Here is a 15,852-nt window from a genome sequence, read left to right as displayed (position 1 = left end):
GGTTCAGTCGGTTCTTGCTACTTTGAAAGATCAATAGTCTTTCAATCAGATAACCAGTCTTCATGCATCCAAGAATCATTTTGTTTATAGGCACTTGTGTATTCAGTTTGTTGCTGACATTGCATCCGGCCTATGCCCAGCAGTCCCCTGAATTCAGAATTGCCCTCATGATGGAGGTGCAGACAGAAGAGTCGGAACAATTGCTCGGCGAATTGCAACAGGAGATCACAAGGGTAGTGGGAGAAGATGCACGCGTTACCTTTCCTAAGGAATTATTCAAGGTCAATAATTTTAACATTGAAACGGCACGCGCCCAATACCGGGAACTACAGGTATCGGATGCCGACCTCATCTTGAGTATAGGAACCCTGAATAATGAGGTGCTCCTTAAAGATCCGGTATTTCCCAAGCCGGTGATCTCGTTCGCAGGAATAAATGCTCCCGGCCTCAAGCTTCCTTTGGAAGGTGAAACATCCGGCGTACCCAACTTTCACTACCTGGTGACCAACCAATCCCTGGAAAATGACCTCAAGACCTTTCATAAACTCACCCAATTCAACAAGGTGGGGATCATGTTGCGAAAGGCCTTTTACGAAGCCCTCAACCTTAAGGAAACCTTCGATAAGGTCACGGCCGAGCTGGGGGTAGAGCATGAGCTGCTGTTCTATGAGCGGGCCGAAGAGCTGGCGCCTCAGCTGGATGCTGTTGATGCTGTTTACCTGGCAGAAGCGTTTTACCTCACCGATGCAGAGATCAAGGATTTGGCAAATGCCCTGATCGACCGTAAGATTCCTTCTTTTACGTCCTCCTTCTACAATGATGTGTCCAATGGGATCATGGCGACCAACCAGGGAGCCGATAATTTTACAAGGATCTTCAGAAGGATCGCCCTGAATGTTCAGCAGTACATTAGTGGCACCCCCCTGGAAGACATGCCAGTATTCCTCGACCTTAACGAACAACTCACCTTAAATATCAATACCATCAACCGGATCGAACTTCCGCTGAAATACAGCCTGCTGGCAGGATCTAATATCCTGGGGAATTACAGCGGTATTCCGGTAGATTACACGTATAACCTCCTGGAGCTTATCGATAAGACCCTTAGGGATAACCTACAGCTTCAGCAACAGCAAAAAGACGTGGAACTGAGCGGTCAGGATGTGAAATTTGCAGGCAGCTCCTATCTTCCTAATGTCAATGCTGCCGCCTCCGGAAGCTATCGCGATGCCGGTCGTACATTTTCACCCTTACTTCCGGAATTCGCCACCCAGGGAAACCTCTCGGTAAATCAGCTGGTGTTCTCCGAGGCGGCCAATGCCAATATCAGCATTCAAAAGCGCCTTCGGGAAGCCCAGGAAGAACAGTTCAATACAGCCACACTAGACGCTATTCTCCAGGTGTCTTCCCTCTATTTCAATGCCCTCATCTCAAAGATCAATCTGAGCATTCAAAGGGAGAACCGCGACCTCACCCGCAGAAACCTTCAGCTGGCAGAACAGAATTACCGGGCGGGACAATCGGGAAGAACCGATATGCTGCGGTTTCGCAGTGAGATGGCCCAGAACACCCAAAGCCTGATCGAGGCGAGTAACCAGCTCAGCGTGGCCTATATCGATATCAAACGACAGATCAATATTCCCCTGGATATCCCTATCGCTATTCAGGATGCCGAGCTTGGCCGGGGAGTGTTTACCTCGTATAACTACGATAAACTTTCAGACCTGCTGGACAATCCGAAGCTTAGGGAGCCTTTTATTGCCTTTCTAATCGAGGAGGCCGAACGCAACCTCCCGGAATTTAAGGTGCTCGACCGTACCCTGGAGGCCACAGAACGCAATATTAAATTCAATACCACCGGCAGGCTTCTACCGCAGTTGGGCTTGCAAGGTGGCTACACCTATGACTTTAATCAATGGGGAGAAGGTGCCGGAGACCTCAGGCCCAAAGGCTTTCTCACCGCCGGGGTCAATGTAAGCCTGCCTATTTTTCAGCAGAATCGGTTCAGCATAGAGCGCCAAACCTCGGAGATACAAAAAGATCAATTGGAAATTCAGCGTAGCGGACTCGTACAGAATAACGAGACCAATATTCGTGCTGTGGTGTACAACCTGATCAACCAGGTCTCCAACATTCGCTTATCAGAGATCTCGGCCGAAACGGCCCGCGAAGTGCTGCAACTCACCCAGGAGTCGTATACCCAGGGAGCAGTGAACATCGTGCAATTGATCGATGCGCAGAACAACCTGCTCAGGGCCCAGCTCGCCCAATCGAATGCCACCTATAACTACTTGCTGAACGCTATACAGCTGGAGCGCCTTATCGGTTACAGCTTCCTGCTGCATACGCCTGAAGAGAATATAGAATTTGAACAACGGTTCATCGAATACTTGGATCAAAACTAATCACATGAAAAAACACGCTTTTTATCGCCTCTGCATGTTGGGATGCGCCATGATGCTCTTCATGGGGGCGTCTTGTAAGAAAGAGGTTCAGGAAGAAAAGATCGTTCGCCCTGTTAAATATACCGATGTGGACTATTTAAAAGGCGACAGGATACGCACCTTTAGCGGATCTTCCCGCACCGAAAAGATCATCAACCTGAGTTTTCGCAATAGTGGGATCATTATCAATCTCGATATGAACCTGGGACAAAACGTGAAGAAGGGAGAGCTCCTCGGCGAACTGGATAATGTGCAGGCAAGACTTGCGCACGAACAGGCTATTACCCAGCAGAACAGTGCCATGTCGCAAATGAATACGGCTAAGCTTAACCTCAACAGGGTAGAAAAACTGTATGAGGAAGGGAGTTTGTCACTCAGCGATTTTGAAGCGGCGCGAAACTCCTTCCGCACCGCCCAGCAGAGTTTTGAATCGGCAAAAAGAAGTGTGGCGATCCAGGAAGAACAAATACGGTTTGGGTACCTCTATGCGCCCGAAAATGGAACCATTTCCGGCATAAGTGCCGAGGTCGATGAAAATGTGAGTCCCGGACAGGTGGTCGCCGTCCTCAATGCGGGTACCGATATGGAGATCAGCCTCGGTATTCCCGAGAGTGTGATCAATGAGGTCAAGGTAGGACTAAAAACCCTGGTAACCTTTACCTCCCTGCCCGGAAGGGCCTATAAGGGAGTGGTGACCGAAGTGGCTCCTGCAGTAGATGCTGCCACCGCCACCTATCCGGTACGGGTACGCCTGGAAGAAGATGCCGATGAGGTAAAAAGCGGGATGGCAGCGAGTGTGACCTTTAACTTTTCTGATACACCCGAAGAACAAAAGAACAGACTGGTAGTGCCCGCCTATGCCGTGGGAGAAGACAGCGAATCGAACTTTGTCTATGTGATCAAGGAAGAAGATTCGGCCCTCTTCGTTAGGAAGCAACCCGTAGACCTGGGAGAACTGACCTCCGAAGGATTTATCGTGAATTCCGGACTCCAAAAAGGGGAGCGTATCGCTACGGCAGGACTGCAAACCCTGCTCGACGGGCAGGAGGTTAAACTGTATAAATGATCTCTGTATGAATCTCAGTCGATTTTCTATTGATAGCAACCGAATTACCTTTACCGTCCTGGGTACGATCATTATCCTCGGACTCACGCTTTTCGTTTCCCTGTCGCGGGATAGCATGCCGCCATACACGGTGCGGGTGGCCAATATCATCACCCAGTTCCCCGGGGCAGGACCTGAACGTACCGAGCTTTTGGTGACCGACCGGGTGGAAAAGATCGCCCAGGAGCTTCCGGAACTCAAAGAGATGAGCAGTACCTCCAGAACGGGACTCTCTGTGGTTACCGTAACCTTGAAAGATGAGGTGCCTCCGGAAAGATTACAGGAAGTGTGGGACCTTCTCAGAAGAAAACTTCAATCTATGGATGGCCTCCCGGATGGGGTCAACCCCTACCTCGACGATGAGGGGATCGGTGATGTGTATGGGATCGTGGTCGGACTCACCGGCGACGGATTCTCCTATGCCGAACTTAAAGATTACGCCGACGATATCAAGGATGAGATGATCAAACTTCCCGATGCCGCCAAAGTAGAACTTGGAGGGGTGCAGGACGAAAGGATCTTTGTGGAATACGACGATGCAAAACTCAAAGAGTACGGACTCACCTCCGGACGCCTGCAGAATCTGATCAATTCAACCAATATCCTGAGCTCCGGGGGAGAGATCAACCTCGAACAGGAACGTATTATCCTGGAGCCCACAGGGAACTTTAACAGCATAGACGACATAAGGGAAATGCTTATTCCCGTAGGGGAACAGGGTCAGCAAATGGTGGCCCTGGGTGATCTTGCCGTCGTTGCCAAAGGGTATATTGATCCGCCTTCGCAGATCGTGACCATTGAAGGGAAGGAAGGGATCTCCATCCATGTGAACCTTATCGAAGGCGCAAATATCGTCAACCTTGGAGCCGATGTAGACAAGGTGATGACCAAATGGGAGGGCATCCTGCCCGTCGGGATGAAGCTTACACGCATCTCTTCTCTGGATACCTATATCGACCTCAAGATCAAAGACTTTGTGGTGAACCTCGGGCAGTCGGTCGTGATCGTACTTCTGGTGATGCTCTTTTTCCTCGGACTGCGTTCCGGGCTGGTGATCGCCAGTTTGATCCCCATGGTGATACTAATGACCCTCATGATCATGGGGGTGCTGAATATCGGTCTTAACCAGGTGACCCTCGCAGCGCTCATCATGGCGCTGGGAATGATGGTAGATAATGCCATCGTGGTCGCAGAGACCATTATGGTAAAAATGGATGAAGGAATTGCGCCCAAACAGGCGGCCGTAGAAGCGTATTCCGAACTTTCGGTACCCTTGCTGATATCGACCCTGACCACCTCGGCTGCCTTCCTGGCCTTTTACCTGGCCGAATCGACCATGGGAGACATCGTAGGACCGATCTTCGTAGTGATCTCCATCTCGCTCCTGTCTTCATGGGTCATCGCCCTTACCGTGATCCCATTGCTGTGCTACCTCTTTTTAAAACCGAGTAATAAAACAGCGGAATCCGAACCTTCATTTATCGATAAGGTACTCTATAAGCTCAAACTGAAATACAAGGACCTGATCATGTTCGCCCTTACCCGAAAAGCGTTGGTGATCTCGGCCATCTTTGCTATGTTCGTACTGTCTATAATCGGCTTCGGTCTCATCCCCTTTCTGTTCTTCCCGGATAGCGACAGGAACCTGATCACCGTCGATGTGAACCTGCCCGAAGGTACGCGTATTGAAAGTACAGAAGCCCTGATTCATACCCTGGAAACCTATATGCGGGACTCCCTCCAGGTAAATGATAACAGGCAGGAAGGTATTGTAGACTGGTCGGCCTATGTGGGCAAAGGTCCGGAATCCTATGACCTGGGGTACTCACCCGACGAGCCCAACTCCAATTATGCGCATATGCTGGTAAATACCAGTTCGTTCGAAATGAACAATGCCATGATCGAAAAGCTCGACAAATACTGTTTTAATTCGTTTCCGAATGCCGATATCAAGGTGTCGTCTCTGGGCAGTGGCGGTGGAGGGACCCCGATAGAGATCAGGGTGTCTGGTGAAGATCCCGATGTCTTGTCGGAGATCTCCCTGGATATTCGCCGGAGACTGAGTAAGCTCCCGGGCACCAAGAACGTCAAAGACGACTGGGGACCGAAAAGTAAAAAGCTGCTCATCAATATCGATCAGAACCGGGCGCAACTGGCAGGGGTAACCAGCCAGGACATTGCGATCTCCCTGCAAACCGTACTCGACGGATTCAAAACAGGGGAGTACCGCGAAGATGATAAGTCTATACCTATCCTGATGCGTGGCGACAGCGATCAGCAGCAAAGCCTGGAATCGCTCGAAACCTTGAATGTCTATTCTCAAAGTACGGGACAAAGCGTGCCGCTTTTACAGGTGGCCAGCATCGTACCCTTGTGGCAGTATGCCAAGATCGTGCGTTTTGACCAGTTTCGAACCATCACCGTATCCAGTGAGCTTACGGCAAGCGGAAATGCGGCTGAGGTGATGTCGACCATGCTGCCCTGGTTAGATGAGATCCAGGAAGATTGGCCCCAGGGCTTCTTTTACCAGCTGGGGGGAGATGCCAAAAACACGGCTGAGAATATGGGCGCCGTGGTGAAATACCTTCCGCTGAGTGCCTTTATTATCGTTTTACTGTTGGTGATTCAGTTTAACTCTTATCGAAAAATGCTCATCGTCGTGCTTACCATTCCGCTGGGGATCATCGGGGTGGTGATCGGTCTTTTGCTTTTCCGGCAGGCTTTCGGATTCATGCCTTTCTTAGGGGTGATCTCCCTGGCAGGGATCGTGATCAATAACGCCATCGTACTCATCGACCGGATGGAGATCGAACAGAATCAATTGGGCAAAAGTGCACAAGACGGTATCATAAGCGCCTGTTTACAGCGCTTCCGTCCGATATTACTGGCGACCTTTACCACGGTATTAGGACTTATACCTTTGTATATAAGCGGAGGGGATATGTGGGAAGGTATGGCCGTGAGTATTATGATCGGACTCCTCTTTGGTACGGTGATCACCCTGGTATTTGTACCGGCCCTTTACGGACTGCTGTACAAGGTGAGCTATAAGGATTATGAATTCGATCCGGAACTCCTGAAAGAATAGCTAATGAAATTTCTTAAGGCCATTTACCGCTGGCGGTTTCACATCTTTTTCTTTAGTCAGCTCCTGGTATTGTTCGGGAGTTTGCTGGTGCCATTTGAAAAGATCCTGCTGGAGGCCGAAGCCCTCCATAAACTGGTCTTGTCCCTGTTCATGCTCGGCAATCTCATTGCGGGGCTCACCATTATTTTCAGGAGAAAGAAGCTGTTCTACTTTTTGATCTCCCTGATCGTTATTGAACTGCTGCTGGCCCTTCAGCCGTGGCTCTTCTCATTTTTAGATAACCTGAGGGTAGCCTTGTTCGTTATACTGTACCTGGTATTGTTCGTAGAGATCATTTCCCAGATCATACAGGAACAAAAGGTCGGAGTTCGGGTGATCCTGGGGATGTTCAGCGGCTATGTCACCCTTGGATTTATCGGACTCTTCCTGCTGCAGCTCATTATGCAGGGCAATCCTGATGCCATTTCATTTTCCAGAGATATCCCAGGTACTACGCCTGGCGATGGTTCTCAGCTTATGTATTTCTCTTTTATTACCCTGCTCACGATCGGGTATGGTGATATTGTACCTAATTCCATGCTTGCCCAAAAAACGGTCGTACTCCTGGGCCTCGCCGGACAGTTCTATCTCACTACCGTGATCGCATTTATCGTCGGGAAGTATTTGAGGGATTAGTTAATGGGAGTAGGGAACTATGGTGATTGAATATTTCGACTTCGCGAGCCTGTCTCCCGAAGGGAGAGGATGAAGGAGGACGTGGCGATCTCCTGAATGAGGGTAGACAGGTAGAGAGGTAGGCCGGTAAATAGGGAAACAAGATCGTCACCTCGAGTGATTGCGTAGCAATTGTATCGAGAGGGGTATGCAGGTAGACGGTCAGGGCGGTCAACCTTCGCCAAGGTTTTCTCCTTCACTAGAGTTTTGGCGAACGCGCCGGTTGATGAAAAATTGAATGGTCTTCACTCCTTAACCTTTTCACCCTTCGTAGCTTTAGCGAAGAAGGGCTTTACTCCTCTACCGTTACCGGCCCTAAAACAGATGCAATCTTAAAATTATCTCCAAACACCTGATTAGGAATGTGATAAAAGATTAACTTAGCGCAACTTTTCAAAAAAATCACATGCGAAAGGCACTGGCAATTGTGTTATTCTTTTTGGCCCTCTGGCTGTTTATTCTTGCTGTGATCAACCGCATCTCGGCGCCGGGATTAACCGCTTTAGGATTCGTGATCATCGGGTATCTGGTGTGGACGGGTAGGGATCTTTAGCCTTAAGACAAAAAAAGAGCGCCCCAAAGACAACATCAATCATCTTCCGGGACGCTCGCGAACCAATTCAACGTATGGTTTTTAGTCGCTATTTATCTTATTTGATCAGGTTTTCCAGAACATAGTCCAAAGCGTCATCTGCAAGTACACGGATATCCGGCGACACCCCTACCTTATCGATGCGCTCTCCGGTAGCCGTTTGAAAATCGGCTATGGGTAAGAACACCTTGATCTTCTCATTTAGGGGGAAGGTCTTTCCGCTCAGCATCCCTCCAAACGTCTTCTCTCCCACCAGGGTGCCGATCTTTTCTTTTTTGAACAGGTCTACCAGTGGCTCACAGGCACTTCCCGTGGCACCGTCAATGAGCACGTATACTTTTCCTTTGAATATGGGACGGTTATGACCCGGGAGTACCATGCGAAAAGCGGCTTCTTCAGCAAACATCTTTCCGATACCCTGATAGGTCATATCCTGCAAAAAGGGCATTTTCGCGATATCTTCATGGGTGGCTTGTCGGCCCTCCCGCTCAAACCATTTACGGGTGAGATACACACCTGCATCCATGGGTTTGTCTGTTAGGAATTGCCCCAGTACCACGGGAGCATCCAATGAACCGCCTCCATTGCCACGAAGGTCAATGATGAGGTTCTCGTAGCGATCAATGCCAATTTCCTGCACCGCTTTGATCATGGGCGCCGCATCGGTAACAAAGGTATTCACATCAAGGTAGGCCGTATGCTCGTCGATGGCCTTCCAGGTAAGGACCTCCTGTTTTTCGGCTGTATTTGTTTGGTCGCTGTCTGCTTCCCCTCCCGGTGCACCCTGCGGAAACCTAAGGTCAAAATGGGAAAAGGGCAACGTGTGGCGTTGCTGTTTGAACAGGGCAATGAATTTTTCCTCGCTTAGGTGTAACACCTTTTCACTGTAAAGGGTGTTCTTGAATTTCACATAGGCGTCTTCTTCCAACCAGGCCGGATTGGCAATGTTGGTTTCCAGGATCTCAAAGATCTGGTCTAATAACTGCTTGCGTTCTTTGATCGGGTCATTAGCCTGCACGAACAGGCTTAAAAAACTGATGATGATGGTGATGATAATTTTCATGATTCGAATGATTTTGAAGCAAAGTAATGCCACTCATTCCTTATGAAAAAATAAGTGTGACCGGATTGAAGATTTCGTGATAAACCCGTATGAACAGGGGCTAAATTGAAGTTTCAGGGACGATCCTGAAGGTAGGATTTGAGTCCTTTGAAGTGTTTTGGAGAAACGGGAATGGGATCGGCAATGTGTTGTAATACCGCAGCACCTTTACGAGTGTTGCCCTCCAGGGAAGTGATGTATTGCGGATTCACCAGGTAGGAACGGTGTACCTGCTCGGCATGAGGGATCTGGTCGACCAGGGCCGAGAGGGTACTCCTCAGTACGTGTTTTTCCGCTTTTTTCTGATCATTCAGGAGGTAGATATCCACGTAGTTGGATTGCACCTGGGCGAATATGAATTGTTCCGGGGTGAACTGTAATTGCTCGTTCACATTTTCCCCTTCGATGATAATAGGAGCCATGTCTGCAATGTCTTGTGCAATGGTGACCCCGCTGAATCTAAACCTAAGGTAGATCCAAACCGGCATGATAAAGGGTACGAAAGGAAGCCCAAAAGTCATGAGCCACTCCCAGAAGTATGCCCAGGTAACCGGATACCCGTTGATCACGACATTGTTATACACAAAGCAAAGAGCGGTGATGAGTAGTAACCCCACAGCCAGAATGAGGAGTTCATTGAATAGATACCACTTTGATCTTTGGGACCTGTACCAAAACAGTTCAGGGAAATGAATGAGTAATACAGGGATGGCAATGCATAGGCCGTAACCGCTCAACAACAGGTTTTTATTGGAAATGTTATGCTGGTAGGTGTCAAAAGGCTGCAAAAAGATCAGGATGAAGCTAATGAGCGCTCCCAGGATCAATGCGATCAGGAAGGTGTATTTCCAGGAAGCGGTAAAAGCGATCGACCGGTTGAGTTGCATGCTTATGAATTGATTTAAGAAAAATACAAAGAAGTTTGTTAATACGTCCGCGTCATATCCTCATCGACCACCAGGATAAAATCGGCTTTCCCCTCGTGTTCTTCCTTGAGCTTTTTCAGGTCTTTCTGAAGTACGGTGGTAAAGGTGATCACCTTGGTTTGCGGCTCTTGCCGCTTGATATACCAAACGATGCCCTCTTTAAAATCAGAATGGTAAGAGCCGTTGTAGTGAATGAACAGCACATCGTCTTTCATATGGTTCAGGATAAAATGCGCCATAGTAGCATCTTTAGTGGCCTGTGCCATCACCAGGGCCTGTGAGCCGTGGCCACCCATCATCTCGAGGATCTTCTTATAAGTGGGTAGCTCAGGCTCGAAAGCCATAGGCAGCGGTGCCATCCAGCTTTTTTCCTGATCGCTAAGAGAATCCAGCACCTCGAATCCGCCTTTGTATACCATATTGGCATAGCGACGCGGAATATTGGTGGCGATAAATTTAAGGTCGTTGTCTTTTGCGTAGTTCAGTAAGGGGGCGTAGTCGGTGGCATAATTAGGCCAAAGTCGGGCCAGGGTATCCAGGGCCTTTTGATCGATCTCTCCCTTCAGATAACGATCTACAGCTTCCTGATTGTCGGCTTCGAACATTTCTGCACCCAGCACCAGGTCCCTGTCTTCATTAAGGTCTTTTGTGATCTCCAGTTGTAGCCAGTGGACGATAGGGTCGTTGTGCAGCTCCCCGAGAAAGACAAGGTCTGACTTCTCCATTTCACGAAGCATTTTTTTGTATCGCACCTTCTTCCCATTCTGGTCAAAAATTTTATACGGTTCTTTTTGGGCCAAAAGGGTAGTGGCAGTAAGGAGGAAAAAGGTTGAAAGAATAAGGTGCTTCATGATATGTAATAGTTTTCCGATAAATATAAGTAAGTTAGAGTAAATGTAACGATACGCCTTGAAACTTACCTCTTAACAGAACACTAAGAGAAAGCCATGGCATAATTATGTAATTTGAGCTAACGATCCAGGAACTCCTTATATGTTAAAAATAAAAAATGTCTCAGCGGTATTGCTCTCAGCATGCTGCTTACTCATCCTTCCCACGGTCAATGCACAAACCTTTGAACAGTTCATGCGCGGTCAGCCGGTCATCGATGTGCACCTCCACCTGTATCGGGGCGATGCGAAAAGTGAACACTACAATCCCGGCGGACTTCAAAACGGGGCGACTTTGGATAGCCTGAGAGAAGCCTGGCTCATCGAAACCCTCGATCGCAACCAGGTGGTACTGGCCATTGGTGGCGGAAGTGTGAAATATGCTAAGGAATACGCCAAAGCCGATACGCGTATCTGGGCGGGGATCACCTTTCCGTGTAGTAAGCAGGTGGCCCGGGACTGGCCTTGTGAAAAAGAGTTTATGACCCTGGAGGAGCTTAAGGAGCTCTATGCCAACCACAACCTCAGGGCCATGGGCGAAACCCTGTTCAATTACTATGGCATTCCACCTACCGATCCGCGTCTGGATCCCTATTGGGCGGTGGCAGAAGCGCTACAACTACCCATAGGGGTGCATGCCGATGCAGGACCGAATAAGGTGAATGAAAGAGAGCGTCCGAATTACCGTCCCGATTATGCCGATCCTGAATTGCTCAGGCCGGTACTGGAAAAATATCCCAATCTCAAGCTATACCTTATGCACTACGGCGACACCTATTCACAGCAGGCACTGGCCCTCATGCGTGACTACCCCGGGGTGTATTGCGATATCAGTGCCATCTCCCTATACCAGCCCAAAGAGGTATGGGAACCCAATCTCAGGATGCTTTATGCCAGCAGACTCGGGGATCGGCTTATGTTCGGTTCCGATTTTGAAGGCACCATCGAAGACAACCTTCGGGTGATCTACAATATCGGCTGGCTCAACGAAGCTCAGAAGCGCGACATCATGTACTTCAATGCCGCGAGGTTTTTGGGCTTATCGGAAAGTGAGAAGCATTTGCATCACCGGGTGGTGCTGTCTAAGATGCAGGAGCAAAGAGCAAAGATGGAAGAACAAAGAGTAAAGAATAAAGATGGCAATTTATGATTTATGCTTCGTATCAGGTATAGCCTGACGTCCCTTAGGGCGAAGTTCTATATTAAAACGCGATAAGATGCGCATCAGTTATGTTTATATTTTGGAGTGTGCGGATGGAAGTTATTACACTGGAGTAACTACAGATCTTGATCAACGTATGCAACAGCACAATAACGGAACCTTTAAAGGTAGTTATACTCATAGTCGGCGCCCTGTTATTCTCAGGTTCTATTGTGATTTCACCAACATTGAACAGGCTTTTGAATATGAGAAAATGATTAAGAGATGGTCAAGAGCCAAGAAAGAATGCCTTATCAATGAAGAATATGACAAATTACCGGAGCTTGCTAAGAAGAAGTTTAATAAATAACCGGGTTTGTCACCTCGAGCTTGTCTACCGAGAATATGCTTGCATATTGAAGGAATGATGATCGCGTAGCGGTCGTATCGAGAGGTATTGGTTTTTGGAATCCTTTTATATGGTGAAGCGTTCTCGATATACTGCTCCTTCCGTCGCAGCACTCGAACTGACGAGGTTGTCACCTCGAGTGATCGCGTAGCGATCGTATCGAGAGGTAATTTAAGAAACAAGGTTATTATATTACGACCCCCGCCTAAGCACCTGCAACGGCGGACTCTTGATCACCCCACGGCTGTTACTCCACCCAATGAATAAGGTGAGCAGGGTGATCGCCGGGAAGAGCACCAAGAACGGGAACCACGAAGGGGTAAAGGTAGTTTCAAAAGCAAACCACGCCAATAGCCAGCAACCGATCAACGAAAGCAGGATCCCGATCAGGCTTCCCAAAGCGCCCAGGTAGAGGTATTCCAAAGCGACGATCTTGGTGATCTGCTTGCCTTTGGCACCTAAGGTGCGTAACAATACACTTTCCTTAGTACGCTGGAACTTCGTGCTTCGAATGGCACCGAACAATACAATGATCCCGGTAAAGATGCTGAAGGAGGCTATAAAGTTGATGATCCATGAGATCTTGGCCAGCAAGTCCTGCAGGATACTGAGGAGCTGACGCAAGTCTAATACCGAGATATTGGGATACAATTTCACCAATTGCTGCTGAAATTGTGCCGATACCGTTTCACTTCCGGCCTTGGTGGTGAACACCCTGAACTGGGGGGCATTCTCTAAGATCCCGGCCGGGAATACGATATTAAAATTAGGCTCCATCCGGCTCCAGTCTACGGTGCGGATACTCTTCACCTCCGTGGTCATCACCACGCCCTGAATATTGAAGGCTACAGTATCGCCTACATTGGTTTGTGTGTCTCGGGCAAAATTCTCGCTCACCGAGATGGGGATCACTCCCTGTCTTGATGCAGAGTCGATGAACTCTCCTTCCAGCAAGGTTTCCGACTTGACCATATGATCGCGGTAGGTGGTGCGAAACTCATGACTCAGCACCCAGCGGTTGATCGTGGAGGTGGTATCGCGACGCAGGTCATTGACCGAACGTCCCTTAATACTGGCCACCCGCATGGTGACAATGGGAATATCGCTGATCACGTTCATTTCGTTCCCCTCAATGGTTTGTGCTACCCCTTCGCGCTGATCACTTTGCACATCGAGCAAGACGATGTTCGGATTGTCCTGTTGGTCGGCCAGGGTGGCTTCCTGCAACAGCATGTCTTTGGTAAAATAGAGGGTAGAGATCAAAAAACTTCCCACCCCGATAGCAAGGATAAGGATGAGGGTCTGGTTTTGCGGACGAAATAGGTTCAGCAGGCTCTGTCGCGCCTCGAAATTCCAATGCTTGGGGAAGAACTTTTTGATTCCCTGCATAAAGAGGTGGGCCACCCCGCTGAGTATGGCAAAGGTGATGGCAATACCTACTACGAACCAAATGGCATATTTGGCATTATCGAGGAGCCACAGCGAGATCAAAAAGATACTGAGCAGGATGAGGGCAAAAACGCCCCATCCCCACTTTTTGGGCAGGGCATTTTGGGTGTCCTGCTTTCTCAGTGTCGCCAGGGGAGAAACCCCCAGGGTGCTCAATAGCGGATACAAGGCGAAAAGCACGCTCATAAGTACTCCCAGGAGAAGTCCGCTAACTACGGCCGGTACCGAGATGCTCAGGCTAAGGCTTACAGGTAACAGGTCTTCCAGGAAATAAGGGAAGAGCTGTTGTAAGAGCAGGCCGATGACCACCCCGAGAATACCTCCTAATAGTCCCATAAAGGCGATCTGAAGGAGGTAGATCATAAAGGTTTGTTTACGGCTGGCACCGAGGCATTTGAGCAGGGCTGCCGAAGGTAGTTTTTCTTTGATGTAGATATGTATGGAGCTTGCAATACCCACACACCCTAATAACAGGGCGATAAAGGCGACCAGGTTCAGGAACTTTCCGAAATTCTCATACCGCCTTCCCAGTCGGCTGCTGGTAGAAGTATGGGTGTCCATATCGGCATTCTCATCGTCGAGTATGGGATCGACCTTTTGATCGAGGAGCTCGAGATTGGTGGTCGTATCTTCAAAATAAAAGTTGTAATCGACGCGGCTGCCCAGCTGTACGAGTTGGGACGGACCGATAAACTGATGCGGAATGATCACCGGTGGGGCGATGGCTCCGAACATGGAGGTGCTTCCGGGAGCCTTTTCCAGGGCGCCGAGAACGGGAAGGCTGATCTCTCCGAGGTTGATCGTGTCTCCGGGACTGATGCCAAATTGCATCATCAGGGTGGCGTCAACCAATGCGCCGCCATTGCTTTGGTAGTTTGCCGCCGCCGTTGCCGGTTCGGTTTCCAGGCTCCCGTAGAAGGGAAAGTTCCCTTCGATCCCGCGAACGCGCACCAATCGCGTCTGGTCGGTATTCGAAAAGGAAGCCATAGAGGCAAAACTCACCTCCCGGGCATCGTATCCGCCGAGGGAGTCCATTAAAAAGGTCACCCGTTCATTGGGCTTCTTATCGGTGTCAATGGTGAAATCGGCCCCCATAAGCTCTTTGGACTGGAGGGCGATATTGTCTTTCAAGGTGTCGCTAAACGATTGTATGGAGACCACGGCTGCGATCCCGAGGATGGTCGAGGCCATGAACAGGAGGATACGTCCCCAGCTGGCACGGCCATCCCGCCATGCCATTTTTAGCAGCCATCCAAAACCGGCTTTTGAGGTGCGTGGAGTACTCATAGGGCAGCTTTGTTTTCGATGAGTTTCCCGCCTTTAAGGCGTATCATATGATCGGTCATTCTCGCCAATTCCATATCGTGGGTAACGATCACCAGGGTAGTACCGGCTTCTTTATTGAGGTTAAAGAGCAGTTCGGTAACCTTCTCTCCTGTGGCTTCGTCCAGGTTCCCGGTGGGCTCATCGGCAAAGAGGATCTGTGGCTTGTTCGAAAATGCCCGCGCCAGGGCTACCCGCTGTTGCTCTCCGCCGGAAAGCTGATTGGGATAGTGGTGCATACGCTCTCCAAGGCCTACTTTTTCCAGAAGCTCGCGCCCCGTAGCATCGGCATTCTTTACGCCCTGTAATTCCAGTGGAACGACCACATTTTCAATGGCCGTAAGGGTTGGTAGCAGTTGAAAATCCTGGAACACAAAACCTACCTTCTGGTTGCGTAAGACCGCCCGCTGGTCTTCACTCAAGGTCTTTAGTTCGGTACCGCACAGGGTAATACTCCCGCTGTCGGTGGTGTCTAATCCGGCGCAGAGTCCGAGTAGGGTTGTTTTCCCGGAACCGGAAGGCCCCACTATCGAAAAGGACGATCCTTCGGGGATCACAAAAGAAACGTCGTTAAGCACGGTAAGCGACCTGTTGCCGCTGGAATAGGATTTCGTGAGGTTGTCGACCTTTAGTATGTATGCCATTTTTGGTATTTTGCAGAAACATTAA

At 49.3% G+C, this 15,852-nt stretch carries 12 protein-coding genes; 7 read left to right on the top strand and 5 right to left on the bottom strand.

What is annotated here, in order from left to right; all coding sequences use genetic code 11:
• Positions 1 to 62: 62 nt before the first annotated feature.
• The 5 genes from IS446_RS01430 (at position 63) to IS446_RS01410 (ending at position 7,904) form a co-directional block, all read left to right on the top strand.
• Complete coding sequence (locus tag IS446_RS01430) at positions 63 to 2,405, top strand: TolC family protein (protein WP_203057635.1); 2,343 nt, start codon at positions 63 to 65, stop codon at positions 2,403 to 2,405.
• Between the two features lie 4 nt (positions 2,406 to 2,409).
• Positions 2,410 to 3,510 (top strand): efflux RND transporter periplasmic adaptor subunit, encoded by a 1,101-nt coding sequence (locus IS446_RS01425; RefSeq protein WP_235996362.1) that lies wholly within the window; start codon positions 2,410 to 2,412, stop codon positions 3,508 to 3,510.
• A 7-nt stretch (positions 3,511 to 3,517) separates the two neighbouring features.
• A complete protein-coding gene (locus IS446_RS01420) occupies positions 3,518 to 6,637 on the top strand; it encodes an efflux RND transporter permease subunit (RefSeq protein ID WP_203057633.1) in 3,120 nt (1,039 codons plus the stop codon).
• A 3-nt stretch (positions 6,638 to 6,640) separates the two neighbouring features.
• Positions 6,641 to 7,312 (top strand): ion channel, encoded by a 672-nt coding sequence (locus IS446_RS01415; RefSeq protein ID WP_203057631.1) that lies wholly within the window; start codon positions 6,641 to 6,643, stop codon positions 7,310 to 7,312.
• A gap of 445 nt (positions 7,313 to 7,757) precedes the next feature.
• Positions 7,758 to 7,904, top strand: a complete 147-nt coding sequence (locus IS446_RS01410) for a hypothetical protein (protein WP_203057629.1) — start codon at positions 7,758 to 7,760, stop codon at positions 7,902 to 7,904.
• Between the two features lie 97 nt (positions 7,905 to 8,001).
• Here IS446_RS01410 and IS446_RS01405 read toward each other — a convergent pair whose 3' ends face one another.
• The 3 genes from IS446_RS01405 to IS446_RS01395 all read right to left on the bottom strand — a co-directional run bounded on the left by IS446_RS01405 (position 8,002) and on the right by IS446_RS01395 (position 10,822).
• Positions 8,002 to 9,006: a S41 family peptidase gene (locus tag IS446_RS01405; protein ID WP_203057627.1), complete on the bottom strand. Its 1,005-nt coding sequence runs from the start codon at positions 9,004 to 9,006 to the stop codon at positions 8,002 to 8,004.
• Between the two features lie 113 nt (positions 9,007 to 9,119).
• On the bottom strand, positions 9,120 to 9,932 hold the full coding sequence (locus tag IS446_RS01400; RefSeq protein WP_203057625.1) for a LytTR family DNA-binding domain-containing protein: 813 nt from the start codon (positions 9,930 to 9,932) through the stop codon (positions 9,120 to 9,122).
• 38 nt (positions 9,933 to 9,970) lie between these two features.
• Entirely contained in the window at positions 9,971 to 10,822 is an 852-nt protein-coding gene (locus IS446_RS01395) for a ChaN family lipoprotein (protein ID WP_203057623.1), read from the bottom strand.
• Between the two features lie 142 nt (positions 10,823 to 10,964).
• Between IS446_RS01395 and IS446_RS01390 the strand changes: the two genes are divergently transcribed.
• Together IS446_RS01390 and IS446_RS01385 are read left to right on the top strand one after the other, a co-directional pair.
• On the top strand, positions 10,965 to 12,011 hold the full coding sequence (locus IS446_RS01390; RefSeq protein WP_203057621.1) for an amidohydrolase family protein: 1,047 nt from the start codon (positions 10,965 to 10,967) through the stop codon (positions 12,009 to 12,011).
• Between the two features lie 67 nt (positions 12,012 to 12,078).
• Positions 12,079 to 12,372: a GIY-YIG nuclease family protein gene (locus tag IS446_RS01385; RefSeq protein WP_203057619.1), complete on the top strand. Its 294-nt coding sequence runs from the start codon at positions 12,079 to 12,081 to the stop codon at positions 12,370 to 12,372.
• Positions 12,373 to 12,603: 231 nt separating this feature from the next.
• On the opposite strand, the gene IS446_RS01380 is transcribed toward IS446_RS01385, so the two are convergent.
• Both IS446_RS01380 and IS446_RS01375 read right to left on the bottom strand, forming a co-directional pair.
• Positions 12,604 to 15,147: an ABC transporter permease gene (locus IS446_RS01380; RefSeq protein ID WP_203057617.1), complete on the bottom strand. Its 2,544-nt coding sequence runs from the start codon at positions 15,145 to 15,147 to the stop codon at positions 12,604 to 12,606.
• On the bottom strand, positions 15,144 to 15,827 hold the full coding sequence (locus IS446_RS01375) for an ABC transporter ATP-binding protein (protein WP_203057609.1): 684 nt from the start codon (positions 15,825 to 15,827) through the stop codon (positions 15,144 to 15,146). The genes IS446_RS01380 and IS446_RS01375 overlap by 4 nt, the downstream gene beginning before the upstream one ends.
• Positions 15,828 to 15,852: the final 25 nt, after the last annotated feature.

It is taken from the genome of Robertkochia sediminum (assembly GCF_016786255.1).
Classification (GTDB): Bacteria; Bacteroidota; Bacteroidia; order Flavobacteriales; family Flavobacteriaceae; genus Robertkochia; species Robertkochia sediminum.
This window is presented reverse-complemented; position numbering and strand designations above follow the sequence as displayed.

Bases quoted from the DNA above. Each gene is read 5' to 3' on its own strand.
- IS446_RS01430 (WP_203057635.1), top strand. From the start codon at position 63: ATGCATCCAAGAATCATTTTGTTTATAGGCACTTGTGTATTCAGTTTG.
- IS446_RS01425 (WP_235996362.1), top strand. From the start codon at position 2,410: ATGAAAAAACACGCTTTTTATCGCCTCTGCATGTTGGGATGCGCCATG.
- IS446_RS01420 (WP_203057633.1), top strand. From the start codon at position 3,518: ATGAATCTCAGTCGATTTTCTATTGATAGCAACCGAATTACCTTTACC.
- IS446_RS01415 (WP_203057631.1), top strand. From the start codon at position 6,641: ATGAAATTTCTTAAGGCCATTTACCGCTGGCGGTTTCACATCTTTTTC.
- IS446_RS01410 (WP_203057629.1), top strand. From the start codon at position 7,758: ATGCGAAAGGCACTGGCAATTGTGTTATTCTTTTTGGCCCTCTGGCTG.
- IS446_RS01405 (WP_203057627.1), bottom strand. From the start codon at position 9,006: ATGAAAATTATCATCACCATCATCATCAGTTTTTTAAGCCTGTTCGTG.
- IS446_RS01400 (WP_203057625.1), bottom strand. From the start codon at position 9,932: ATGCAACTCAACCGGTCGATCGCTTTTACCGCTTCCTGGAAATACACC.
- IS446_RS01395 (WP_203057623.1), bottom strand. From the start codon at position 10,822: ATGAAGCACCTTATTCTTTCAACCTTTTTCCTCCTTACTGCCACTACC.
- IS446_RS01390 (WP_203057621.1), top strand. From the start codon at position 10,965: ATGTTAAAAATAAAAAATGTCTCAGCGGTATTGCTCTCAGCATGCTGC.
- IS446_RS01385 (WP_203057619.1), top strand. From the start codon at position 12,079: ATGCGCATCAGTTATGTTTATATTTTGGAGTGTGCGGATGGAAGTTAT.
- IS446_RS01380 (WP_203057617.1), bottom strand. From the start codon at position 15,147: ATGAGTACTCCACGCACCTCAAAAGCCGGTTTTGGATGGCTGCTAAAA.
- IS446_RS01375 (WP_203057609.1), bottom strand. From the start codon at position 15,827: ATGGCATACATACTAAAGGTCGACAACCTCACGAAATCCTATTCCAGC.